The organism is Saccharopolyspora aridisoli, from assembly GCF_004348445.1.
Lineage (GTDB): Bacteria > Actinomycetota > Actinomycetes > Mycobacteriales > Pseudonocardiaceae > Saccharopolyspora > Saccharopolyspora aridisoli.
This window is the reverse complement of sequence record NZ_SMKV01000011.1, coordinates 158,006-175,516: the sequence shown is the minus strand read 5'-3', so window position 1 is coordinate 175,516 and position 17,511 is coordinate 158,006. Positions and strand designations below refer to the sequence as shown.

General features: G+C 71.0%; 17 protein-coding genes. 14 read left to right on the top strand and 3 right to left on the bottom strand.

Annotation, left to right across the window (positions count from 1 at the left end; all coding sequences use genetic code 11):
- Positions 1-299: 299 nt before the first annotated feature.
- The 14 genes from E1161_RS11730 to E1161_RS11665 all read left to right on the top strand — a co-directional run bounded on the left by E1161_RS11730 (position 300) and on the right by E1161_RS11665 (position 14,703).
- Positions 300-1,883, top strand: a complete 1,584-nt coding sequence (locus E1161_RS11730) for a putative glycoside hydrolase (protein WP_132622541.1) — start codon at positions 300-302, stop codon at positions 1,881-1,883.
- A gap of 565 nt (positions 1,884-2,448) precedes the next feature.
- Positions 2,449-4,224 carry a gamma-glutamyltransferase gene (gene ggt / locus E1161_RS11725; protein ID WP_132622539.1) on the top strand — a complete coding sequence of 592 codons (1,776 nt, stop codon included), beginning with the start codon at positions 2,449-2,451 and terminating at the stop codon, positions 4,222-4,224.
- Positions 4,225-4,362: 138 nt separating this feature from the next.
- Positions 4,363-4,908 carry a peptide deformylase gene (gene def, locus E1161_RS11720; protein ID WP_132622537.1) on the top strand — a complete coding sequence of 182 codons (546 nt, stop codon included), beginning with the start codon at positions 4,363-4,365 and terminating at the stop codon, positions 4,906-4,908.
- Between the two features lie 2 nt (positions 4,909-4,910).
- Positions 4,911-5,834: a methionyl-tRNA formyltransferase gene (gene fmt, locus E1161_RS11715; protein ID WP_132622535.1), complete on the top strand. Its 924-nt coding sequence runs from the start codon at positions 4,911-4,913 to the stop codon at positions 5,832-5,834.
- Positions 5,831-7,240, top strand: a complete 1,410-nt coding sequence (locus E1161_RS11710) for an RsmB/NOP family class I SAM-dependent RNA methyltransferase (RefSeq protein WP_132622533.1) — start codon at positions 5,831-5,833, stop codon at positions 7,238-7,240. The genes fmt and E1161_RS11710 overlap by 4 nt, the downstream gene beginning before the upstream one ends.
- A 13-nt stretch (positions 7,241-7,253) precedes the next feature.
- Positions 7,254-7,697: a nucleoside deaminase gene (locus E1161_RS11705; RefSeq protein ID WP_235874955.1), complete on the top strand. Its 444-nt coding sequence runs from the start codon at positions 7,254-7,256 to the stop codon at positions 7,695-7,697.
- Between the two features lie 105 nt (positions 7,698-7,802).
- Entirely contained in the window at positions 7,803-8,210 is a 408-nt protein-coding gene (locus tag E1161_RS11700; protein ID WP_132622529.1) for an OsmC family protein, read from the top strand.
- Positions 8,211-8,434: 224 nt separating this feature from the next.
- The gene (locus E1161_RS11695) at positions 8,435-9,820 is read left to right on the top strand and encodes an amino acid permease (RefSeq protein WP_132622527.1); all 1,386 of its coding nucleotides are present in this window, start codon (positions 8,435-8,437) and stop codon (positions 9,818-9,820) included.
- A 113-nt stretch (positions 9,821-9,933) separates the two neighbouring features.
- The gene (gene rpe / locus E1161_RS11690) at positions 9,934-10,614 is read left to right on the top strand and encodes a ribulose-phosphate 3-epimerase (RefSeq protein WP_132622573.1); all 681 of its coding nucleotides are present in this window, start codon (positions 9,934-9,936) and stop codon (positions 10,612-10,614) included.
- Positions 10,615-10,648: 34 nt separating this feature from the next.
- Positions 10,649-11,668 carry a bifunctional diaminohydroxyphosphoribosylaminopyrimidine deaminase/5-amino-6-(5-phosphoribosylamino)uracil reductase RibD gene (gene ribD, locus E1161_RS11685; RefSeq protein ID WP_132622525.1) on the top strand — a complete coding sequence of 340 codons (1,020 nt, stop codon included), beginning with the start codon at positions 10,649-10,651 and terminating at the stop codon, positions 11,666-11,668.
- A gap of 39 nt (positions 11,669-11,707) precedes the next feature.
- Complete coding sequence (locus E1161_RS11680) at positions 11,708-12,367, top strand: riboflavin synthase (RefSeq protein WP_132622523.1); 660 nt, start codon at positions 11,708-11,710, stop codon at positions 12,365-12,367.
- Positions 12,364-13,662: a bifunctional 3,4-dihydroxy-2-butanone-4-phosphate synthase/GTP cyclohydrolase II gene (locus E1161_RS11675; protein WP_132622521.1), complete on the top strand. Its 1,299-nt coding sequence runs from the start codon at positions 12,364-12,366 to the stop codon at positions 13,660-13,662. The genes E1161_RS11680 and E1161_RS11675 overlap by 4 nt, the downstream gene beginning before the upstream one ends.
- 106 nt (positions 13,663-13,768) lie before the next feature.
- Positions 13,769-14,269 (top strand): 6,7-dimethyl-8-ribityllumazine synthase, encoded by a 501-nt coding sequence (gene ribH / locus E1161_RS11670; protein ID WP_132622519.1) that lies wholly within the window; start codon positions 13,769-13,771, stop codon positions 14,267-14,269.
- Positions 14,266-14,703 carry a PH domain-containing protein gene (locus E1161_RS11665; protein WP_132622517.1) on the top strand — a complete coding sequence of 146 codons (438 nt, stop codon included), beginning with the start codon at positions 14,266-14,268 and terminating at the stop codon, positions 14,701-14,703. The genes ribH and E1161_RS11665 overlap by 4 nt, the downstream gene beginning before the upstream one ends.
- A gap of 261 nt (positions 14,704-14,964) precedes the next feature.
- Here E1161_RS11665 and E1161_RS11660 read toward each other — a convergent pair whose 3' ends face one another.
- The 3 genes from E1161_RS11660 to E1161_RS11650 form a co-directional block, all read right to left on the bottom strand.
- Positions 14,965-15,339: an FKBP-type peptidyl-prolyl cis-trans isomerase gene (locus E1161_RS11660; protein WP_132622515.1), complete on the bottom strand. Its 375-nt coding sequence runs from the start codon at positions 15,337-15,339 to the stop codon at positions 14,965-14,967.
- Positions 15,340-15,499: 160 nt separating this feature from the next.
- Positions 15,500-16,669, bottom strand: a complete 1,170-nt coding sequence (locus E1161_RS11655; protein WP_132622513.1) for an MFS transporter — start codon at positions 16,667-16,669, stop codon at positions 15,500-15,502.
- Positions 16,662-17,417: a DeoR/GlpR family DNA-binding transcription regulator gene (locus tag E1161_RS11650; RefSeq protein ID WP_132622511.1), complete on the bottom strand. Its 756-nt coding sequence runs from the start codon at positions 17,415-17,417 to the stop codon at positions 16,662-16,664. Before E1161_RS11650 ends, E1161_RS11655 begins: the two co-directional genes overlap by 8 nt.
- Positions 17,418-17,511 lie beyond the last annotated feature (94 nt).

The following is a 17,511-nucleotide window of genomic DNA, read 5'->3' as shown; positions in this document are numbered from 1 at the left end:
CCGCAGCGTCCGTTGGGTATAAGAGACAGGCGGGGGAGCGGGCGCGGCGGGTGCGCTGCACGCGGCGGAGGCGAGCAGCATCGCGAGAGCGGCGGCGCGAACCGTGGTTCTGGAGGGCAACATCGGGACCAACGGTATAGATCAGGTCCCGGTTCCGGGATACTCCAACTGGCCAATTGATCTAGCCCGTTCCGACTGCGACAGTGGGTTCCCGGACGCCTGGAGCGACCGGAACCCAATTGTCCAGCAAGGAAATTCGTGCACCGCGCGAGTTCGCCTAAGTCGGGGAGGCGAAACCGATGTCGGATGCTGCTTCAGCGCGCGCCCGCATCAAGGCCATCAGCGCCGGAATGCCCAAGTACGTCGTGATCGGAGTCGGTACCGCGCTGGTGCTGATCTTCGGTTTCCTCCTGTTACGAGCACTGTCCACTGAGGACGTGAAGATCACCGGTTTGGCGCAGCCGGTGAACACCAATGCCGAAGTCGGCATCCAGGGCGTGAGCAACGCCAAGGTCACGGTCGACGGGCGGGAAATCGCGGCGCGGCAGGTCCCGGGCGGTTTGTCCCTGGCTCCCACCGGTCTGCCCGATGGCCCGCACGAGTTGGTCGTCGACGCCCCACGCAGCATCTCCTGGCTCGGTTCAGACACCACGAGTCACGAGTTCACTGTGGACAGCACGCCACCGGACCTCCAAGTCGAGGACTCGCTGCGGCCGGAAGGTCCCAACCGCCCGGTGACCGTCAACGGCAAGGCCCGCGGAGCCGACCGCGTCGAGGTCGCGGGCAAGCAGGTCAAGACCGACCCGCAGGGTGCGTTCAGCGTCGTGGTCGACAAGCCGGACCGAGAGGTCAAGGTCGTCGCCGCCGACGTGGCGGGCAACCGGGCCGAGCGGGTCATGACCGTCCACATCAAACACCCGGGCATGCGCGCGGTGCACGTCACCGGCATGGCCTGGACCAGCGCCTCGCTGCGCGAGCCGATCCTGGAGATGGCCCGCCAGGGCAAGATCGACACCGTCGAGCTCGACCTCAAGGATGAGAGCGGCGAGGTCGTCTACGACTCCGCGGTCCCGATGGCCCACCAGATCGGTGCCGTCAAGGGCTACTACAACGCGCGCCAGGCGCTCGACCAGCTGCACGGCATGGGCGTGCGGGTCGTCGGCAGGCTCGTGGCGTTCAAGGACCCGGTGCTCGGCGCGGCCTCCTGGAACAGCGGCCACCCCGAACGCGTCGTGCAGACCTCGGGCGGCTCGCCCTGGTCGAGCGGCTACGGGCAGTTCGCCTTCACCAACTTCGCCGACCCGGTGGTGCGCCAGTACAACGTCGACATCGCCGCCGAAGCGGCCCAGCTCGGCTTCGACGACGTGCTCTACGACTACGTGCGCAGGCCGGACGGCCACATGGAGCAGATGCGCATCCCGAACCTGGTCGGCACCCCGGAGACCTCCATCGCGGAGTTCCTGCGCCAGACCCAGACCGAGGTCCGCTCGCGCGGCGCGCTGCTGGGCGCATCGGTGTTCGGCATCGCCGTCGACCGGCCTACCGAGATCGCCCAGGACGTCCGGCAGATGTCGCAGTACGTCGACTACATCGCGCCGATGGTCTACCCGTCGCACTGGGCGGCCGGTGAGTTCGGCGTCGGCGACCCCAACAGTCAGCCCTACGACATCGTGGCCCGCTCGCTGGCCGCGTTCGGCAAGGCTGTGGAGGGAACTGACGTGCAGATCATCCCCTGGCTGCAGGACTTCAGCCTCGGAGTGTCCTACGGGCCAGGAGAGGTCGCGGCCCAGATCGACGCATCGCGCAGCAACGGGATGAACTCGTTCCTGCTGTGGGCGCCGAACTGCCGCTACCACGACGCGGCACTGGCACCGCGGGGTTGACCGGGTCGGGCCGTTCGCCCGCCGCGCCGGACGAACGGCCCGTTGGCCCCGATCGCCCTCGAACCGCTTCTTGAGCGGGGATCGCGAACAGGTCGACGTGGCCGTTGGAGATGAACGACGGTCGTTGCTCCAGTTCGCCGAACGCCGCGGTCAGTCTTCGCCGGACCTCGCGCTCTCTGAGCCGTGCCGCCTCGGCGTGCAGTTGGCTCCCGTTGGGGTCGAGCGGGTGGAGGTTCCATCGACCGGCTCCGTCGCGCCTTCGCCGCACGCCGCGGTGGGGTGATCATCGAAGATCCGGTGACCAGCGCGGGGTGAACCTCGAATCCCGCTCGGACGCGTTGTTGCTCACCCTCCGACGAACCGCGGCGGATCGCGCGGACGACCGGTGCAAGGACCGTTCGCCTCGTCGGGGTAAGCGAACGGGCCGTTCGCCAGGTTCGCGAGAAACTGTTCTCGGAATCGTCGCGAAGCATGGCTCCGGGCACCGATCTTGAGGTATCCCATTGGGCGGCGAGCGGTTCAGGGACGCGCTCCACACAGCAGAGGAACCAGGAGGTTCGGGACGATGGGATCGAGTGTGCGGGTGGGGTTGAGCGTGCTCGGGGTGTGCGCGCTGGTGGCACCGGTGGCGCAGGCCGCTCCCGAACCTGCGAAGCAGGCCGAGGCCGTCGGTTTCGGCGGCGCGGTTTCCAGCGTCGATCCCGACGCCACCCGAGTCGGCCTCGACGTGCTGCGCCGGGGTGGCACGGCCGCCGACGCGGCCGTGGCCACCGCCGCCGCGCTGGGCGTCACCGAGCCGTACTCGGCGGGCATCGGCGGAGGCGGGTTCTTCGTGCACTACGACTCCGCGACCGGCGAGGTCGACACCATCGACGGCCGCGAGACCGCACCGGCATCGGCGCGCGAAGACCTGTTCCTGGACAACGGCCAGCCGATCCCGTTCGACGAGGCCGTCACCAGCGGGCTCGGCGTCGGCGTCCCCGGCACGCCGCGGACCTGGGAACGCGCTCTGGAGCGGTGGGGTAGCCAGGACCTCGGCGAGGTCCTGCGGCCGGCCGAGGAGCTGGCGCGCGAGGGCTTCGTCGTCGACGAGACGTTCCGCTCCCAGACCGCCGACAACCAGGAGCGCTTCAGCGCCTTCCCCGCCACGCGCGAGCTGTTCCTCCCCGGCGGTCAGCCGCCCGCCGTCGGCAGCGTGCACCGCAACCCCGACCTCGCCGAGACCTACCGGCGGCTCGGGGCCGAAGGCGTGCGGGCGCTGCACTCCGGCGACATCGGCGCCGACATCGTCAACACCGTCAACCAGCCGCCCGTCGACCCCGCCGCCGGGCTGAGGGTCCGGCCCGGCGCGATGACCGCCTCCGACCTGGAGGACTACGAGGTCATCGACCGCGAGCCCACGCACTCCGACTACCGGGGCTACGACGTCTACGGCATGGCCCCCTCAGGATCCGGCGGCACCACCGTCGGCGAAGCGCTCAACATCCTCGAACGCGGTGACCTCGCCGCCGCCGACAAGACCGGCTACCTGCACCGCTACCTGGAGGCCAGCAAGCTCGGCTTCGCCGACCGCAACCGGTGGGTCGGCGACCCCGCCTTCTCCGAGGTGCCCACCGAAGAACTCCTCAGCGACGAGTTCGCGGCCTCCCGCGCATGCTTGATCAGCGACGACGCCGTGCTCCCTGCCCCGGCGGCACCGGGTGATCCGGGGTCGCCGCAGGGCTGCGACGGCGGCCGAGGCGACGGCGAGCCGTACGAGGGCCCCAACACCACGCACCTGACCGTGGCCGACGCCAGCGGCGACATCGTGTCCTACACGCTGACCATCGAGCAGACCGGTGGCAGCGGCATCGTGGTGCCTGGCCGCGGATTCCTGCTCAACAACGAGCTCACCGACTTCAGCTTCACCCCGGTCAGCCCCGGTGTGCCGGACCCGAACCTGCCGGGGCCGGGCAAGCGGCCGCGCAGCTCGATGAGCCCGACGGTCGTGCTGCAGGACGGCAAGCCGGTGCTGGCTGTCGGCAGCCCCGGCGGATCCACGATCATCACCACCGTGCTGCAGACGCTCACCGGGCGGCTGGACCGGGGGCAGTCGCTGGTCGACGCGATCGCCGAGCCCCGAGCCTCGCAGCGCAACAGCGCCACCACCGACGCCGAGCCCGGCTTCCTGTCCCAACCCGAAGCGGCGAAGCTCGAAGCCCTCGGGCACCGGTTTGACTCCACCGACGAGATCGGCGCCGCGACCGGCGTCGAACTCCTCCCGGACGGGCGCTGGCTGGCCGCCGCCGAACCCAGCCGACGTGGTGGAGGGGCCGCGGGAGTGGTCGTGCCCACGCCCTGACGGCCGCGCGCGGCCGGCTGCGGGGGTCCTCCGACCCTCGCAGCCGGCCGTTCGCGCGCAGCATCGAGAGCCTCCCCGGTGTCGCCGCGTCCGACGACTAGACTCGTCAGGTCGTAGTCGACGTTTCAGGGAGACCAGGTGACCGTCCAGCCGATCAGACTCTTCGGCGACCCCGTCCTGCGCACCAAGGCCGACGAGGTGGTCGACTTCGACAAGGAGCTGCGCACCCTCATCAAGGACCTCTGGGACACCATGGAGGACCAGGGCGGCGCCGGCTTGGCAGCTCCCCAGCTGGGCGTGAGCCTGCGCGTGTTCACCTACCACTGCGACGGCTTCGCCGGGCACCTCATCAACCCCACCTGGACCGCCGTCGGCGACGACGGCCAGCTCGGGCCCGAGGGCTGCCTGTCGATCCCCGGGATGTCCTGGGACTGCCTGCGCTCCCAGCACGTCGTCGCGCGGGGCTGGAACGCCCACGGCGAACCGATCGAGGTCGAGGGCACCGACCTGCTGGCGCGCTGCATCCAGCACGAGACCGACCACCTCGACGGCGTGCTGTTCCTCGACCGCCTCGACGAGGAGACCCGCAAGGCCGCGATGCGCGAGATCCGCCAGGCGTCCTGGTTCGACGGAGACGTCCCGGTCATGAAGCAGAACCCGCACCCGCTGTTCGGAGGCCGCTGACGATGCGCGTCGTCTTCGCCGGAACACCCGCGCCCGCCGTGCCCTCGCTGCAGGCGCTGATCGACTCCGACCGGCACGAGGTCGCCGCCGTCGTCACCCGCCCGGACGCTCCCGCAGGCCGGGGCCGCAAGCTCGTGCGCTCGCCCGTCGGGGCGCTCGCCGACGAGCACGGCATCGAAGTGCTCACCCCCGCGAAGGCCTCCGAACCGGAGTTCCTGGCGCGACTGCGCGAGATCGACCCCGACTGCTGCCCGGTCGTCGCCTACGGGGCGCTCCTGCGAGAGGAAGCGCTGTCGATCCCCGAGCACGGGTGGGTCAACCTGCACTTCTCGCTGCTGCCCGCGTGGCGCGGTGCCGCGCCGGTGCAGGCCGCGATCCGGCACGGCGACGAGATTACCGGCGCCAGCACCTTCCGCATCGTCCGCGAGCTCGACGCCGGACCCGTCTTCGGCGTGGTCACCGAGCAGATCCGAGGCACCGACACCTCCGGTGAACTGCTGGAACGCCTCTCGATCTCGGGTGCGGGGCTGCTGGCCGCCACCCTCGACGGCATCGAGGACGGCAGCGTCCGCGCCGAGGAGCAGCCGACCACCGGCGTCAGCTACGCGCCGAAGGTCACCGTCGACGACGCCAGGGTCGACTTCACCGCACCGGCTGCCGCCGTCGACCGGCTCGTCCGCGCCGTCACCCCCGAGCCCGGGGCTTGGGCGCTGCTGGGGGAGGAGCGGTTCAAGCTCGGCCCCGTCACCGTCACCGACGAGCAGCTCCCGCCGGGCGAGATCAAGGCCGAGAAGCGATGGGTGCTGGTCGGCACCGGAACCACCGCGGTCGCGCTCGGCGAGGTGCAGGCGGCGGGCAAGAAGCGCATGGCCGCCACCGACTGGGCCCGCGGAACACGCATCGAGCAAGGAGAAAAGCTCCAGTGACTGAACGCCGCCGACGGCCCTCCCGCCCGTCGAAGGCCCGCCCGCCGCAGCGCAAGCCCAACCCGCGACCGGTGGAGGTCGACCCGGTGCGGCTGGTGGCGGTGGAGACGCTGCGCGCGGTCCGCGAGCGCGACGCCTACGCGAACCTGGCGCTGCCGCCGCTGCTCAAGCAGCGCCGCATCTCCGGACGCGACGCGGCGCTGGCCACCGAGCTCACCTACGGCGCCTGCCGCGCGAAGGGTCTGCTGGACGCGGTGATCGGCGAGTGCAGCACCCGCCCGCTGTCCGAGATGGACCCGAAGCTGCTGGACGCGCTGCGCGTCGGGGTCTACCAGGTCCTGCGCACCCGGATCCCCGCGCACGCCGCCGTCGCGTCCACCGTGGACATCGTGCGGTTCGAGAACGGTTCCAAGATGTCCGGTTTCGCGAACGCGGTGCTGCGGCGCGCGACCGAGCTGGACGAGCAGGGGTGGGTCGACAAGCTCGCCCCGAACCAGGACGAGGACCCCGTCGGCTACCTGGCGATGAAGCACGCGCATCCGAAGTGGATCGCGCGGGCGTTCGCCGACGCACTCGGGCTCGACGAGCTCGAAGACGCCCTGGCCGCCGACGACGCCCGCCCGGCCGTGCACCTGACCGCGCGACCCGGCGAGATCAGCGCCGACGAGCTCGCCGCCATCACCGGCGGCGACCCCGCGCCCTACTCGCCCTACGGCGTGCGGCTGGAGGCCGGTGCCGGAGACCCGGGCGACCTGGAACCGGTCCAGGAGGGCTTCGCCGCCGTCCAGGACGAAGGCAGCCAGCTCGCCAGCCTCGCCGTCACCCGCCCCGAGATCGAGGGCTCCGACCTGCGCTGGCTCGACCTGTGCGCCGGCCCCGGCGGCAAGGCCGCGCTGCTGGGTGCGCTGGTCACCCTCGACGGCGGCACGCTCGACGCCGTCGAGCAGGCGCCGCACCGCGCCGAGCTGGTGCGCAAGGCCACCGACGGTCTGTCGGTCACCGTGCACACCGGCGACGGCCGCGATCCCGGACTGGAACCCGGCTTCGACCGCGTGCTGGTCGACGCGCCCTGCACCGGGCTGGGCGCGCTGCGACGACGTCCGGAGGCGCGCTGGCGGCGTCAGCCCGGCGACGTCGGAGAGCTGACCAAGCTGCAACGCGAACTGCTGATCTCCGCGATCGGGCTCACCCGGCCCGGCGGCATCGTCGGCTACGTCGTGTGCTCGCCGCACCTGCCCGAGACCGAAGGCGTGGTCGCCGACGTCGTGCGCCGCACCGGCGTCACCCAGCTCGACGCACGCGAGCACTTCCCGGACGTGCGCGACCTCGGAGATGGGCCCGGCGTCCAGCTCTGGCCGCACAAGCACGGCACGGACGCGATGTTCTGCGCGCTGTTCCAGGTCTGACGAAGGAGCGTCCGTGGACTACCGCGAGTGGTTGCAGGTCGCCGTCGAGGAGGCCGAAGCGAGCCTGGCCTCCGGTGGGATCCCCATCGGAGCCGCGCTGATCGGTGCGGGCGGGGAGGTGCTCGGGCGCGGGCACAACCGGCGCGTGCAGGACGACGACCCGTCGGTGCACGGTGAGACGGCCGCCTTCCGCAACGCCGGGCGGCAGCGCTCCTACAGCGGCACCACGATGGTCACCACGCTCTCGCCCTGCTGGTACTGCAGCGGCTTGATCAGGCAGTTCGGCATCGGCCGCGTCGTCATCGGCGAAGCCCGCAACTTCCACGGCGGCCACGACTGGCTCGCCGAGCACGGAGTGGACGTGGTGGTCCTCGACGACGACGCCTGCACCCGGATGATGGCCGACTTCATCGCCGCTCGTCCGCTGCTGTGGAACGAGGACATCGGCGAGGACTGAGAGCGTCGTCTCAGGCGGAACACCGTCGAGCGTCGTCCGGTTGACCGGGGCAGGTGGGCTCGATGAAGGTTGGGCGGCCCCGCGATCCGACGACAGGTGGTTCGAATGTCCTCCACTCCGGTTGAAGTGACCCGCACCGGTCAGCACACGTTCACCGCGACCAACTCCCGCGGCGCCGAGGTCGCCGTGGGTCGCGACGGTGCGCCCGGCGCGTTCACCCCCGGCGAGCTGCTGCTCGCCGCCGTGGCCGCGTGCTCGGTGGTGACCAGCGAGAACCTCCTCGTCCGGCGGATCGGCGAGGACGCCCAGCTGGTCGCGAGGGCCGACCGGACCAAGAACCCCGAGGACGAGCACAAGTTCGCCGAGATCCAGGTCGCGCTGGAGGCGGAGCTCGACGGCGTCGAGAACCGCGACAAGCTCCTGGACGCCGTCCAGCGGGCCATCGAGAAGTACTGCACCGTCAGCCGCTCCGTGGAGGAGTCCACCCCGATCGACCTGACCCTCCCGCGCTAGGTGCGTGCTGTGGGCAACGGGGTCCGGGCCCGAACCGCCATGTTCGACGTCGCTCTCGCCGGGTCAGTTCAGACGGGAACTGCCCTGCCGGGGAGGGCGCCGCGCTGGTGGGGTTCCGGGGAGCGGTAGGCAACGCTTCGGCAACCTCGGGGCCGGAGGTCCGCAGCGCGTCGTAAGGTGCTCGGACGTCCGAGCAGATCGGCGACGAGCAGGAGGCAGTTCAGGTGGTAGACGACACCGCACCGGCCCAGCGGTCCGGGTTGCGCCGGGCCCTCTCCGGGCGCCAGGTCGGCATGATCGCCATCGGTGGCGCCATCGGGACGGGGCTGTTCCTCGGATCGGGCCTGGCGATCTCCATCGCAGGACCCGCGGTGATCATCGCCTACGCCGTGGCCGCCTTCGCCGCGCTCGCGCTCGCCTACGCGCTGGCCGAGATGATCGTGGTGCACCCCGAAGCCGGTGGCTTCGGCGCGGTCATCCGCGAATACCTCGGCGGCCTGCCGGGATTCATCTCGCGCTGGATCTACTGGGCCGCGCAAGTGGTCAACATCGGCAGCGAGGTCATCGCCGCCGGTCTCTACTTGCAGTTCTGGTACCCGCAGCTGCCGCTGTGGGTGCCGGTCGTGGGCTTCTCCGTGGTGATGCTGGCGGTCAACCTCGCCGCCGTTCGCTTCTTCGGCGAGTTCGAGTACTGGTTCGCCATGATCAAGGTCGTCACCATCGTCGTGTTCGTGGTGCTCGGCGTGGTCTACATCGTCTTCGGCCTGCCCGGGCACGCGCCCGCCGGAGTCGGGGCGCTGACCGAGCACGGCGGCTTCCTGCCCAACGGGCTCGGCGCGGTGTGGCTCGCGCTGACCGTGGTCACCTTCTCCTACCTGGGCACCGAGGCCGTGTCGATGACCGCCGCCGAATCCCGCGACCCCGCCCGCGACGTCCCGCGCGCCGCGCGCAGCACCGTGCTCCGGCTCGCGCTGTTCTACGTGATGGGCATGCTCGTGGTCGTCTCGATCCTGCCGTGGGACCAGATCTCCTCGTCCGGGGACGTCACGCAGAGCCCGTTCGTGCGCCTGTTCAGCATGGTCGGCATCCCAGCGGCGGCCGGGATCATGAACTTCGTGGTGCTCACCGCAGCGCTGTCCGCGATGAACACCAACCTGTACCTGACCGCCCGCATGACGCACTCGCTCGCGCTCGACGGCTACGCGCCCCGGTGGTTCGGAGGGGTCAGCGCCAACGGCGTCCCGCGCCGCGCGCTGGTGCTGTCGGCAGCGGGCCTGGCGCTGGCCGCCGTGCTGGCGGTGGTCACGGAGGAGAGCGCGTTCCCGCTGCTCATCGGCCTGGCGCTGTTCGCGGCTCTGTTGGTCTGGCTGATGATCTTCGCCTCGCACCTGGTGTTCCGCCGTCACCGCACCGCGCAGGGCCTGGGCCCCTCCCCTGTCCGGCTGCCCGGCGCCCCGGTGACCACCGTGCTGGCGATGCTGTTCGTCGCGGCTGTGCTGCTCACGACACCGTTCACCGAGCAGTTCAACACCGCGTGGAAGGCAGGCGTGCCGTTCCTGGTCGTCCTGTGCATCGCCTACTACGCGATCAACCGCAAGAAGGCGGCTTGACCGAGAAAGGTGGGCCTGGCGACCACTCGTCACGGGGATGCCGCCATCGGAGGAGGGCGTGAGCCCGACGCGGCCGCGAGGGATCTAAACTCGCGCATGTGTCGAACCAGCCGATGATCGCGCCTTCCATCCTCTCCGCAGACTTCGCCCGGCTCGCCGAAGAGATCTCCGCCGTGGGCGGAGAACCCGGCAGGCGGGCCGACTGGCTCCACGTCGACGTGATGGACGCGCACTTCGTCCCGAACCTCACGCTGGGCCTGCCGGTCGTGGAGTCGATCCTAAAGACCACCGACATCCCGATCGACTGCCACCTGATGATCGACGACCCGGACCGCTGGGCGCCGGGCTACGCCGAGGCCGGCGCGCACAACGTCACCGTGCACGTCGAGGCCGCCCACGACCCGATCAACCTCGCCAAGGACCTGCGCGCCGCGGGTGCCAAGGCCGGTCTGGCGATCAAGCCGGGCACGAACTTCGACGACTACGTCGAGGTCCTCAAGCACTACGACACCCTGCTGGTGATGTCGGTGGAGCCGGGCTTCGGCGGCCAGAAGTTCATGGCCGAGGTCCTGGACAAGGCCCGCAAGGCCCGCCAGCTGGTCGACACCGGGCACCTGAAGCTGCTCGTGGAGATCGACGGCGGCATCAACGCCGAGACCATCGAGCAGGCCGCCGAAGCCGGGGTGGACTGCTTCGTGGCGGGCTCGGCCGTCTACAACGCCGAAGACCCCGCCCAGGCCATCGAGGCGCTGCGCGCCACCGCCCACCCGGCCTTCACCCACGCCCGGGCCTGATCACCACCACCGCGCATCGCCCGAGGAGCACGCCATGACCGCTGAGGTCGAAGTTCGGGCGATGCGCGCCGCGATCGCGGCCAGCGAGCGGGTTCGCGGTACCACCAGCCCGAACCCGCCGGTCGGCTGCGTGGTCCTCGACGCGCGCGGCGAGGTCGCCGGAGTCGGCGCGACCAGCCCGCCCGGCGGCCCGCACGCCGAGGTCAACGCCCTGCGCGAAGCCGGAACCCGCGCCGAGGGAGGCACCGCCGTGGTCACCCTCGAACCCTGCGCGCACACCGGCCGCACCCCGCCGTGCGCCGACGCGCTGCGGGCAGCCGGGGTGGCCCGAGTGGTGCACGCCGCCTCCGACCCGAACCCCTCGGCCTCCGGTGGGGACGAGGTGCTGCGAAACGCCGGGGTCGATGTCCACAGTGGTCTTCTCGCCGACGAGGTCGCGAAAGGCCCGCTGCGGGCCTGGTTGCACTTCGTCCACACCGGACGGCCCCACGTGACGTGGAAGTACGCGGCCACATTGGACGGACGTTCAGCGGCCGCGGACGGCACGAGCAAGTGGATCAGCTCAGCCCAGTCCCGGGCCGAGGTGCACCGGATGCGCGCGGCGATGGACGCCATCATCGCGGGCACCGGCACGATCCTCGCCGACGACGCGCAGCTCACCGCCCGCGATCCGGACGGGAACCTGCTGGACCGGCAACCGCTGCGGGTGGTCATCGGCGACCGCGAGATCCCACCGCGGGCGCGGGTCCTCGACGACGCCGCCGAGACCCTCCGGCTGCCCGGCGGTGACCCTGCCGCGGCCCTTGCCGAACTGGCCGGACGAGGAGTGGTCGACGTGCTGCTGGAAGGCGGGCCGACCCTGGCGGGCGCCTTCTGGGAAGCGGGCCTGGTCGACCGCGTGCTGGCCTACGTCGCACCGGCCCTGCTGGGAGCGGGGCCCGCCGCGCTGGGAAGTGCGGGCGTGGGAAGCATCTCGCAGGCATGGCGGTTGCGTATCGAAGAGACGACGATGAGTGGCCCGGACGTCCGGATCAGCGCGGTCCCGCGGGACTGAGTCCGGTGCGACCGCGAGGGCAGGCAGGAGGCAGCAGCAGTGTTCACCGGGATCGTCGAGGAACTCGGCACCATCGAGACCGTGGAGCCCCTTGAGGACGGCTCGCGGCTGACCATCAGTGGTCCGGTGGTCACCCAGGACGCCAGGCACGGCGATTCGATCGCGGTCAACGGCGTCTGCCTCACCGTGGTCAGCACCGAGGGCGGCGCGTTCACCGTCGACGTGGTCTCCGAGACGCTGCGCCGCTCCTCGCTCGAGCACATCGCCGCAGGTGAGCGGGTCAACCTCGAACGCGCCATGGCGTTGGGTGAGCGCCTGGGCGGGCACATCGTGCAGGGTCACGTGGACGGCACCGCCGTCCTGCGCGACACCGACGAGGCCACCGGGCTGACCTCCTTCGACCTGCCCGGGAACCTCGCGCACTACCTGGTGGAGAAGGGCTCGATCACAGTCGACGGCGTGTCCCTGACGGTCGCCGAGATCACCGACGGCGAGCCCGCGCGGTTCTCCGTCGCGCTGATCCCCACCACCAAGGAGCTGACCACCCTCGGCCGACGCGCCGCAGGTGACGAAGTGAACATCGAGGTGGATGTGCTGGCCAAGCACCTGGAACGGCTCTCCGCAGCTCAGCTGGCCGGGCGCGACCATGGTGCACCCGCGGTGACGGGGGACAATGGCGGCATCAGGGAGGCGCGATGAACCCCGAGGACGAGGTTGCGGAAACGGTGAGCACGAAGAAGTTTGACACCATCGAGCGGGCGTTGGCCGATATCGCGGCCGGCAAGCCGGTGATCGTCGTGGACGACGAGGACCGCGAGAACGAGGGCGACCTGATCTTCGCAGCCGAGAAGGCGACGCCGGAGCTGGTGGCGTTCATGGTCCGCTACACGTCGGGCTACATCTGCGTCGGCATGCCCGCCGAGGACTGCGACCGCCTCGACCTGCCGCCGATGTACCACTCCAACCAGGACCGCAAGGGCACCGCCTACGCGGTCACGGTGGACGCGGCCGAGGGCGTGACCACCGGCATCTCCGCGGCCGACCGCGCCAAGACGTTGCGCGTGCTCGCCGACGCCGAAGCCACCCCGAAGGGACTCACGCGCCCCGGGCACGTGGTGCCGCTGCGGGCCCGCGATGGCGGCGTGCTGCGCCGTCCCGGGCACACCGAGGCGTCGGTGGACCTGTCGCGGCTGGCGGGGCTGCGTCCGGCCGGTGCGCTGTGCGAGATCGTCAGCCAGAAGTCCGAGGGCGACATGGCGCGCCGCGACGAGCTGGAGGTCTTCGCCGACGAGCACGACCTCGCCCTGATCACCATCGCCGACCTGATCACCTACCGCCGCCGCTTCGAGAAGCAGGTGGTGCGCGTCGCCGAGGCCCGCATCCCCACCGTGCACGGCACGTTCCGGACCGTCGGCTACGACAGCACGCTCGACGGCATCGAGCACCTGGCGATGGTCTACGGCGACATCGGCGACGGCGAGAACATCCTGGTCCGGGTGCACTCCGAGTGCCTGACCGGCGACGTCATCGGCTCGCTGCGCTGCGACTGCGGCCCCCAGCTGGACGCGGCGATGGAGAAGGTCGCCGCGGCAGGGCGCGGCGTGGTGCTCTACATGCGCGGTCACGAGGGGCGCGGCATCGGGCTGATCCACAAGCTGCAGGCGTACCAGCTGCAGGACGACGGCGCCGACACCGTCGACGCCAACGTCGCGCTGGACCTGCCGGTGGACAGCCGCGACTACGGCCAGGGAGCCCAGATCTTGTGCGACCTGGGCGTCAAGTCGATGCGGCTGCTGACCAACAACCCCGCCAAGCGGATCGGTCTGGAGGGCTACGGCCTGCGGATCGTCGACCGCGTGCCGCTGCCCGTCCGCCCGAACCCGGAGAACATCCGCTACCTGCGGACCAAGCGCGACCGCATGGGCCACGTGCTGGACAATCTGGACGACGGCGAGGACTCCTCGATCAGCGGTGACACCGGCGTGACGGCATGACGTCGAACCGCACCTCGGAGGACTGCGGCGCAGCGACCTCCGCGCGCTAGGTCCGCCGGGGCGCGACCACTGCTGAGAGGCGGAACAGCGAGAGGCGGAACAGGCGATGAGTGGGGAAGGAAGGCCGCGGGTCAGCGTGCCCGAGGCTGGCGAGCTGAAGGTGGGCATCGCGGCGATCCGCTGGCACGAGCGGCTGGTGGACCAGATGCTCGACCGCGCGGTGGAGGCGGCCAAGCAGGCTGGCATCGCCGAGCCGACCGTGGCTCGCGTGCCGGGCTCGGTGGAGCTGCCGGTGGTCTGCCAGCAGCTCGCGCACTCGCACGACGCCGTGGTCGCGCTGGGTGTGGTCATCCGCGGCGGCACCCCGCACTTCGAGTACGTGTGCGACTCGGTCACCCAGGGCCTGACGCGGGTGTCGCTGGACGAGTCGACGGCGGTCGGCAACGGCGTGCTGACCTGCGACACCCTGGAGCAGGCCGAGGCCCGCGCCGGGTTCGCCGACTCGGTCGAGGACAAGGGCTTCGAGGCCACCGCGGCGGCGCTGGAGACCGCGCTGGTGCTGCGCGAACTGCGCGGCGGCGCGGATGGTGGCAGGGGGTTCCTGTGAGCGCCGAAGCCGTGGTGGTCCGGCCGCGCAAGGTGCGCCGGGTGGCGATCCCGATCGCGGTCCTGCTGGTCGTGGTGTTCGCGCTGGTCGGAACGCTGCTGCGGAGCACCCCGACCGGTGTGGTGTTCAACCTCTCGGACCAGATCGCGATGGGTGTGCTCGGCCTGCTGCTGGCCTCCGGCGTGATGCTGCTGACCAGGCCGCGGCTGCGCGCGGACGCCGACGGCCTGGAGGTCCGCAACATCATCGGCACCCAGCGCATCCCGTGGCAGCTGGTGCAGGGCGTCACCTTCCCCGACGGAGCCCCGTGGGCGCGGGTGGAACTGCCCGAGGACGAGTACGTCCCGATCATGGCGGTCCAGGCCACCGACGGCGACCACGCGGTCATCGCAATGCGCCGCCTACGAGAACTCCGCCGCACAGTCGACGCTTAACCCCGGAACCCGCCCGGTGATCTGCGAGAACACGGGTTTTCCCACATCCGCACCCGGTCCCGGTGCGGGAAGAACCCGGATTGCCGCGGTGTGCCGGTACCTGGTCGTTGGCGTCCGGATCTCGGAGTGGTGAGACCCCGGTGATCGTGGTGATCACCGGGGTCTCACGTCGTCCGCCATCCGGGTCCCGGTGCGGGAGGAACCCGGATCACCGCCGTGATCTGGGACCTGAACGCCTGGGTGATCCGGGTCGTTGGGGCGTCAGCCTGCGGAGACGAGGTCGCAGACGAAGATGAGGGTCTCGTTGGGGGCGATGACGCCCGGGACGCCGCGCGGGCCGTAGCCCATGTGCGGCGGGATGGACAGGCGACGGCGACCGCCGACCTTCATGCCCTGCAGGCCGCGGTCCCAGCCCTCGATGACCATGCCGGCGCCGAGCTGGAGCTCCAGCGGCGTGCCGCGGTTCCAGCTGGCGTCGAACTCCTCGCCGGTGCTGTGCGAAATGCCCACGTAGTGCGCGGCCACCTTGTCACCGGCCTTGGCCTCCGCGCCGTCGCCGACGATGAGGTCCTCGATCACCAGGTCTGCCGGCGGCTCGCCGGTGGGGGCCTCGACGACGGGCTTCTCGTTGCTCACGAAAGTGCTCCTAGAAGTTCGGAAACGTTCACCGACCATTGTGGTCGCACCCGATGCCCACGGCACGCCGCCCCACCCGCCCCCTGAGGTGACCGGATTCCAATGGCTCATGACCCGGATCTCCATTGAAATCGGGGACCCGAGTTCCATTGAAATCCGGTCACAACCCCTCGGGGCGGGGGCGGACGATCGGGGCTGCGAGGGCCACCACGAGGGCCAACGCGGCCGGGATGAGGAGGGCTGTGGTGAGGTCGGTCCAGTGGGTGATGACGCCGATGACGACCGGCCCGGCCAGCAGACCGCCGTAGCCGAGGGTGCTGACCTGGGCGAGGTCGCGGCCCGCTCGGGCAGGGTCCCGGGAACCGGCAGCGCTGAAGACCTGCGGGATGATGCAGGACAAGCCTATGCCGAACAGCGCGAAGCCGATGATCGCCGCCACCGGGTGATGTGCCAGCAGTCCTGCGCCCATGCCGACACCCGCGATCAGACCGCAGGTGCGGACCAGGACGACCGGGCCGAAGCGGGCCACCAGGTGGTCGCCGAGGAAGCGGCAGATCGCCATCATCGTGGAGAACACCGCGTAGCCGACGGCCGCGATCGCCGGGTTCGTCCGCAGCTCGTCGTGCAGGTACAGCGGTGACCAGTCGGCCATCGAACCCTCGCCCAGCGAGCAGCTGAACGCCAGGACGCCCAGCAGCAGGATCGCCGGCGAGATGCCGCGAGCACGGCTCCGCTCGGCCGCCTCGTGCGGTTCGGCGGGCAGCAGCCGCCGGCGCGAGGTCTCCACCAGCAGCGCCAGCGCGACCGCGGCCAGCGTGAAGTGCAGCGACACCGGCGTGCTCAGCTGCGCGGCCACCGCCCCGACGCCGGATCCGAGCAGACCGCCGACGCTGAACAGCGCGTGGAAGGTGATCACGATGGGCCGGGAGTAGCGCCGCTGCACCTGCATCGCGTGCGCGTTCATCGCGACGTCCACCACGCCGTGCCCGGCGCCGAACAGCACCAGGCCGCCCACCAGCACCGGCAGGGAACCCGCGCAACCCGGCACCAGCAGGCTCGCGGCCATCGCCAGCCCGGCGGGCCCGAGCACGCGGGCGCTGCCGAAGCGGTCGGCGAGGTGCCCGACGACCTGCATCGCCAGCACCGAGCCCACGGCGATCGCGAACAGCGCCACCGTCACCTGGCCTGCGTCGAGCTCCAGGTCCTGCTTGATCGCCGGGATCCGCGAGGTCCAGGTGCCCAGCGCGGCGCCCGTGGCCACGAAGTAGCCGATCACTCCCCAGCGAGCGCGGCGGTCGGCAACGGCTGGCGCGGAGAGCGTGTCAGACAACGCGGACCTCCACTCCGGCTGCCTCCAGCTCCGCGAGCATCTCGGTGGGCGCGCTGCCGTCGGTCACCACAACGTCCAGGCTCGTCACCGGGCACACGAAACCCAGCCCGGTGCGGGCGAACTTGGCACCGTGGCACACCGCGATGACGCGCTGCGCCGCGTCCGCTGCCGCGTTCTTGATCGGGACCTCCTCCAGGTCGTGCGCGGTCAAGCCGCGCTCCGCCGACAGGCCGCACACCCCGAGCACGGTGGTGTCGACCCGCAGCGCGCGCAGCGATGTCCCAGTCAGGTGGCCGACGAAGGACAGCTCGCCCGGCCTCGCCCTGCCACCAGGCAGCAGCAGGGTCACCTCGGCGGCGTTGGACAGGGCGTTCGCCGCGTGCATGTCCAGCGGGATCGCGGTGACCCGGCGCTCGGCCAGGCGCCGCGCGACCTCCCGGGTCGTGGAGCCGCTGTCGAGGATGACCGACTCGCCGTCGGCGATCAGCGACTCCACCTCGACGGCCAGCCTGCGCTTGACCTCCACCGAGTCGCGTTCCCGCAGCGAGAACGGGGCGGACTGGCCTCGCAGGAAGCTCACCGCGCCGCCGCGCACCCGCCGCAGCACGCCTTCCTCGGCGAGCTGGTCGAGGTCGCGGCGGATGGTCATCTCCGAGCAGCTGGTCGCCGCCGCCAGCTCGGCGACCGTCACCCGTTCGGCCTGGCGAAGCCGTTCGATGATGATTTGGCTCCGTTCTGAACTCTCCACGTGTTCAATCGAACATGATCAGCGTTCGATGAGCAAACGCGCTCCGGGGACTGTGTGCGAACCCGCATGGGGACATCGCCGGTCGTGGGGGACA